This is a genomic window from Streptomyces sp. NK15101 (assembly GCF_020400725.1).
Classification (GTDB): Bacteria; Actinomycetota; Actinomycetes; order Streptomycetales; family Streptomycetaceae; genus Streptomyces.
The window spans coordinates 1-6,160 of the sequence record NZ_JAINVG010000168.1; the positions used below are offsets into that span (position 1 = coordinate 1).

Annotated in this window: 4 protein-coding genes and 2 pseudogenes; 5 read left to right on the top strand and 1 reads right to left on the bottom strand. The window is 74.4% G+C overall.

Going from position 1 to position 6,160, the window contains the following annotated elements; translation table 11 throughout:
- The 3 genes from K7G60_RS38045 to K7G60_RS38055 all read left to right on the top strand — a co-directional run.
- A partial coding sequence (locus tag K7G60_RS38045; RefSeq protein WP_225805544.1) for a methyltransferase occupies positions 1-1,163 on the top strand: 1,163 nt, incomplete at its 5' end.
- 252 nt (positions 1,164-1,415) lie between these two features.
- Entirely contained in the window at positions 1,416-2,612 is a 1,197-nt protein-coding gene (locus tag K7G60_RS38050; RefSeq protein WP_225805545.1) for a M20 family metallopeptidase, read from the top strand.
- A gap of 498 nt (positions 2,613-3,110) precedes the next feature.
- The gene (locus K7G60_RS38055) at positions 3,111-4,442 is read left to right on the top strand and encodes an RCC1 domain-containing protein (protein WP_225805546.1); all 1,332 of its coding nucleotides are present in this window, start codon (positions 3,111-3,113) and stop codon (positions 4,440-4,442) included.
- An 86-nt stretch (positions 4,443-4,528) separates the two neighbouring features.
- Here the strand turns inward: K7G60_RS38055 and K7G60_RS38060 are convergent, their stop codons facing one another.
- Positions 4,529-4,696, bottom strand: coding sequence for a hypothetical protein (locus tag K7G60_RS38060; RefSeq protein WP_225805547.1), 168 nt, complete (start codon positions 4,694-4,696; stop codon positions 4,529-4,531).
- A gap of 294 nt (positions 4,697-4,990) precedes the next feature.
- Here K7G60_RS38060 and K7G60_RS38065 point away from each other — a divergent pair.
- Both K7G60_RS38065 and K7G60_RS38070 read left to right on the top strand, forming a co-directional pair.
- A pseudogene (locus K7G60_RS38065) lies at positions 4,991-5,464 on the top strand (SigE family RNA polymerase sigma factor); the annotation flags it as partial.
- Between the two features lie 367 nt (positions 5,465-5,831).
- A pseudogene (locus tag K7G60_RS38070) lies at positions 5,832-6,160 on the top strand (hypothetical protein); the annotation flags it as partial.

Below are 6,160 nucleotides of genomic sequence, written 5' to 3' on the forward strand. Positions count from 1 at the left end.
TCGACCGCCTCGCCTCGGCGGGAACCCTGACCGATCCCCTGCTGAGGGACGCCCTGCTCCGCGTGCCCCGCGAAGTGCTCCTCCCCCACGCCTACCTCCGCGTCAGCGGCCCGGGCGCGGATCCGATCGACTGGCGCCTCCTCGACGGTTCCCACCCCGACGACCGTGAGGAGTGGCTCGACCTGATCCACAGCGACCAGTCGATCCTGTTCCAGCGCGACGGCGAGCCCCTCGACTCGCTCGCTCGCGGTCCGGTGACCGGCGGCCACATGACCTCCATGTCCACCTTCACCCCGGCTACCGTCGAAGCCCTCCAGGACCTCGGCCTGAAGCCGGGCCGGCGCTGTCTGGACCTCGGGGCCGGGCCGGGGGTCTCCCTGGCGCTCGCCGCCTCCGTCACCGGCGCCGGCCTCGCGACCGGTGTGGAGCGGGACGGGCACATGGCGGCCTTCGCGCAGGGAAGCCTCGACCGACTCGGCATCGACGCGGTGGTGGTCGAGGGCGACGCGCTCGAGGGGCACGAGAACCGGGCTCCGTACGACCGGATCCACTCCGGCATCGGCGTGCCGTGCCTCCCCCCGGCGTGGGTGGAGCAGCTCGCGCCCGGGGGGCGGCTGCTGACCACGCTCGCGACCCGGACGCCGAGCTGGCCCGGACAGCTCCTCGTCACCCGTGCCGACACCGGCCGGATCGAAGCGGTCCTGCGGGGCCGGGCGAGCGGGTACCGGCCGATGCTCGGCCACACGTGGCTCAGCGCCCTGGACCATCGCGCGCGGATCAAGGCCGATCCCGGCGCCGTGCGGCCCACCCGGCTCGCGCCGCCGGCGGACGACGCGTACGGATTCTGGATCGCGGCCGCCTACCTCGCTCCGGGCCTCGTGCGGGACTTCCAGGCGGAGACGATGACGATCGTCGCCCCCGAGGACGATTCCTGGACCGTGGCGGGCCCCGGCGACGGTACCGTCCGCGTCCACGGACCGCGCGACGTGTGGGCCGAACTCGAGGAGCTGTACGTCCGCTGGGTGCGGGCCGGCCGCCCGGAGACGTACCGAGTCGACCTGTCCGGCGGCACCAGGACCCAGTCCGTCGCCTCCGGCACGGGGCCGGATGCCCTGAGCTGGTCACTGCCACCGCTCGCCGGCGTCCCCCGGCAGCTGCCGTGACCGCGCCCCTACGGCTCGCCGTACCGCCGCGCCGCCGACGCGTACCGACCGGGCTCGCATGTGCTGTGCTCACGCTGCCGCGTCGTGCGCCCTCCAGGCGGCACCATCAGCGCCGGAGGCGATCGCGTGACCCGCTCTCAGCCGTCGGGCGCTCTCGGCCGCGCGTGTGCGGCGGCGCGGCGGCTGGGCAGGATACGGGACGTTCGGGGGTTGCCCGTGCGTCGTGGACAGGGAAGTCGGGGTGGGAAGGGCATGACCGGTGGTCCTCGGGAGGCCGGGCAGGACGAGACGACGCGCTCGGTGGTGAAGCTGGCGCAAGAGCTGGTCCGGCGGCCGAGCCGTGGCGGGATCGACGACTACGGTCCCGTCCTCGGTGTCCTGGAGGAGTGGCTGACCGCGCGCACGGTGCCGCACCGGCGTCTGCACGACGGTGCGGGCGCGCCGGTCGGGCTCCTGGTCGAGGTCGCCGGCGACCGGCCGGGCCCGTGGTGGACGCTGGACGCCTGCGTGGACACCGCCCCGTACGGCGACACCACCCGCTGGTCGTTCCACCCCACGTGCGGGCAGGAGAGGGACGGGTGGCTGCTGGGGCGGGGCGCGGCGGACTCGAAGCTCGCCGCCGCGATGTACTGTCACATCGCCGCCGACCTCGCCGCCCGCAGGAACGACTTCGCGGGTGGCCTCGCCGTTCTCCTGGACGTCGACGAGCACACCGGCGACTTCGGCGGCGCCCGTGCCTACCTCGCCGACCCCCACGCCGCCCGCCCGGCCGGGGTGATCATCGGGTATCCCGGCCTGGACGAGGTCGTCGTGGGCGGCCGCGGCTTGTGGCGCGCCACGATCGCCGTGCACGCGCCGTCCGGGCACTCCGGCTCCAGCCGCACCGTCATCGGCGCCGTCACCCGCGCCGCCCGCCTGGTGGGCCTGCTCGACGCCGCCGAGCTGCCGGGCCCTGACGACGCCTCCGGGTTCTCGCTCGGGCCGAAGCTCACCGTCACCGCCTTCCACGGCGGCGAGGGCTTCTCCGTGACTCCCGACCGGGTCGACATCAACGTCGACGTCCGCACCACCCCCTCCTTCGACGCGCACGACGCCGAGACCCTGGTGCGCGAGGCCGTCGCCGAGCTCGACGCCGAGCTGCCCGTCCTCGTACCGACGGAGGTTGCCGAGGTCGCGTCCTGGCCGGCGTTCCGGCTGGAGGAGGACGAACAGCCGGCCGCCGCGCTGCTGTCCGCCGCCCGAGCGGCGGGGCTGGATGTCCGGGCGAAGACGGCGGGCCCGTCGAACATCGGCAACCTCCTCGCCGGCCATGGCATCCCCGCCACGGCCGGATTCGGCGTCCCCTATGAAGGCCTGCACGGCATCGACGAACGCGCGTCCCTGGCCGAGCTCCCGGACGTCTACGCCGTCCACCGGCGGGCCGTGGCGGCTCTGCTGGGTGTGCGCTGACACCTCCCCGCCTGTCTCCAGCCGGCGAGTCACACCGGTCCTCGCTCCGCAGAGGCCGGTTCGTCCCCGGTCTCGTGGGCGTACACCGTTCACGTGGAGACCGCCTGATGCCGAAGAGGCCGACCACGGCCGGGCGGACCACCGTCCCCGCCGTCGATCTCACCGCCGAGGTCGACACCTACGACGTCGCGGGCGCACCCTCGACGCCGTCACGGACCGCGTCACCGACAAGAAGGACCACCGCGGGGGCTGACCGGCCCGATGCCACACCGGTCCGGGGGCTGTCGCACCGCTTCGGCGTCCGCCTCGTCAGCGTCAGCACCGACGACAACCAGCAGGCGGGGCAGCGGCGTACGAGCACGGGGGGGGCGGAACGGGCCGGCGCGACCGGCCAGGTGACGTCGGGTGCGGGTGAGCGCGTGTCGGGGAGGAGACTCCGGAACGCCGGGTCATGCTCGTGGGCCGGGGGGCCGTGACACCCACACCCGAGGACGATCCATGCGATTCCCACGCCCCAGTACATCTGCGCTCAGACGGGCCGCGACCGTCTGCGGCGCCGCGCTTCTGATGACCACCGGCCTGGCCGCGGACGCCCAGGCCGCCATCACCCCCGGCCCCGTCGTCGGCTGGGGCGCCAACAACACCGGGCAGTTGGGCAACGGGAACACCACCGACAGCCCCTTCCCGGTCCGCACCACTCGCATCCGGCGGATGATCGGCATCGACGGCGGGGCCAACCACAGCGTGGCGCTGCGCGCCGACGGCACCGTGTGGACGTGGGGGCTCAACAGCGACGGTCAGCTCGGGGACGGCACGAACACCGGCAGCACCCGGCCCGTCCAGGTGTGCGCGCCGGGCCAGACCGCCCCCTGCGGCACCTTCCTCACCGATGTCGTCGCCGTCGCCTCCGGCGCGTTCCACAACCTGGCGCTGCGGGCCGACGGCAGCGTCGTCGCCTGGGGCGACAACGAGTACGGCCAGCTCGGCGACGGCACCACGACCAACCGGAACACGCCCGTCCAGGTGTGTGCCCGGGCCCAGACCGCGCCCTGCTCCAGCTTCCTCACCGGCATCACCAACCTCGACGGCGGCTCCTGGCACAGCCTGGCCGTGCACTCCGACGGGACCGTCAGCAGCTGGGGCCTGAACTCCTCCGGTCAGCTCGGCGACGGCAGCGGCGACTTCCAGAAGTCGATCCCCGTCCAGGTCGCCCTCACCGGCGCGGCCGGAAGCGTGGCGGGCGGCGGTAGCCACAGCCTCGCGCTGCTGACCGACGGAACGGTTCGCGGCTGGGGTCACAACTTCTTCGGCCAGCTCGGCGACGGCACGGCGACCGGCACCGACACGCCCGTCCAGGTGTGCGCGCCGGGCCAGACCGCCCCCTGCGGCACCTTCCTCACCGGCGTGAACCAGATCGCCGCGGGCGGCGACCACAGCGTCGCGCTCCTCTCGCTCCAGAGTCAGGAAGGGGTCGTCGGCTGGGGCGACAACCGCAAGGGCCAACTCGGCGACGGCACCTTCAACCACCAGCAGAACCCGATCCCCGTACGCGCCTGTGCGGTCGGCCAGACCGCACCCTGCACCAGCCTGCTCACCGGCGTCTTCGACATCGCCGCCGGCAACGAGCACACCCTCGCCGTGGCATCGGACCTGACGGCCCTCGGCTGGGGGTCCAACTCCAACGGGCAGATCGGCGACGGCACGACGGTCGACCGGAACGTCCCGGCCCAGGTCTGCTCGGGCCGCCGGCCCAACCCCTGCGCGGAGCGTCTGACGAACGTGAACACGGTCGCGGCGGGCATCGCGCACAGCCTGGCCACCCACCACTGAGCGGGGACTGAAGACACGGGAACGGCCGGACACCGCGAGGGCGGTGTCCGGCCGTTCCGTTGCACGAATACGGATACGGATACGGGTCAGTCCTCGTCGTCCGGGCGCGGGGCGGCCATCAGCGCGTGGATCGCGCACGGCTCGCTGCGGACAGGCTCCCCGCCGCTCGCGCTCCGCTGCTCGAAGTCCGGTGAGCAGAACCGGTGGGGCCGCAGCTCCGCGGGCACATGCTGGCCCGACCGCGTCTTGCTCACTCGGTCGTGCGCCGCCGGGTCGTGCCGGCACACCGGCGTCCGGCCGGACTCACGGCGGCGTGTCTGTGCATGGGCCGTCCCCCTGGCGGACCACCGTGGTCCGCCGGAACCGCACCAGGGCCCGGCGGACCGCGGCGCTCACCCCGGCGACCGGGCGGACGTCCTTGCGCGGACGCGTGTCGTCACCGCGCGGTTGCGTGATCACGATCACCTCGGTCGGCGGGATTCCGTGTCAACCGGGGGACCTGCGGCGGGCGTATGCGGGGTGTAGTCGGAGATCCGGGAGTGTGTTCGTTGACGGTCGAGGAGTTCGAAGATTTCTACGCCCATGCGGTGGCGCGGCTCACTGGCCAGCTGTACGTCATGCTCGGCGACCTGCACGAAGCGCAGGACGTCGTGCAGGAAGCCTTCGTCAAGGGCTGGAACCGACGGCGGCAGCTGGACCGTGACGGGCAGCCGGAGGCGTGGATCCGTACCGTCGCCTGGCGACTCGCCGTGAGCCGGTGGCGGTTTCGCCGGCGCACGTCCGAGGCGTGGCGGCGTGGCGGGGCGCTCCCGGTGATCGAAGGACCGGAGCCGGACCACCTCGTGCTCGTCGAGGCGCTGCGCGGACTCCCGCCGCGGCAGCGGCGCGTCCTCGCCCTCCACTATCTGTGCGATCTGAGCGTCGACCAGGTCGCCGCCGAGACCGGCCTCTCGACCGGCACGGTCAAGACCCACCTCTCCCGGGGCCGCTCGGCCCTCGCCCATCGCATCGAGGACCCTCGCGCACCCGGCGCGGAGACGGATCGGGGCGCGGACCCTCCCGTTCCACGACGCCGCCCGGAGGGCCCGCGCGAAGGCCGGTCCCCCGCGCACGGCCGCGCCCCCGAACCGGCCGACGCCGCCCGCCCCGGGGAGCCGGTCCCGAGCCCTGACCGGCCCGGCGCCGGGCCGCAGGTAGCCGGAGGCCCTCACACCCCTCGTACGGACCTGTCCGAGCCGGGCGGCGCGGGATCCGAGCGTGGCCGGACCGACGCCCCACGGACCGGCCCCGCACGCTCGGGCGGCCCCCGAGGCGAAGGGTCACGGCCGGACCGCGACCGCGCCGCCGACCAACCCCGTACCGACCTTCAGACCGGCGAGGAGGCACCCGGTGAATGAGTCCCACGACCCGCTGAAGCCGCTCTTCGAGAAGGCCGCCGCAGCGGCCCGCACCCGGGCGCGCTACGCGCCGGCCGCCGAGATCAGCGCGCGCGGTCGGCGTCTGCACCGGCGGCGCCTCGCCGTGCTCGCCGCAGGCGCCTGCCTCGTCGTGGGCGGCGGGGGCGCCGCGCTCGCCACTCTGCCGCCCGGCCCGCCACAGCCCGTCGTACCCGCCACCTCACCCTCGACGAGCGGTCCCGCGCCGGGGAGTACGAGCGCCACCCCGCCGACCACGGCCGAGGGGCAGATCGGAAGAGCGTCGGGGAGGGAAAGAGTGGA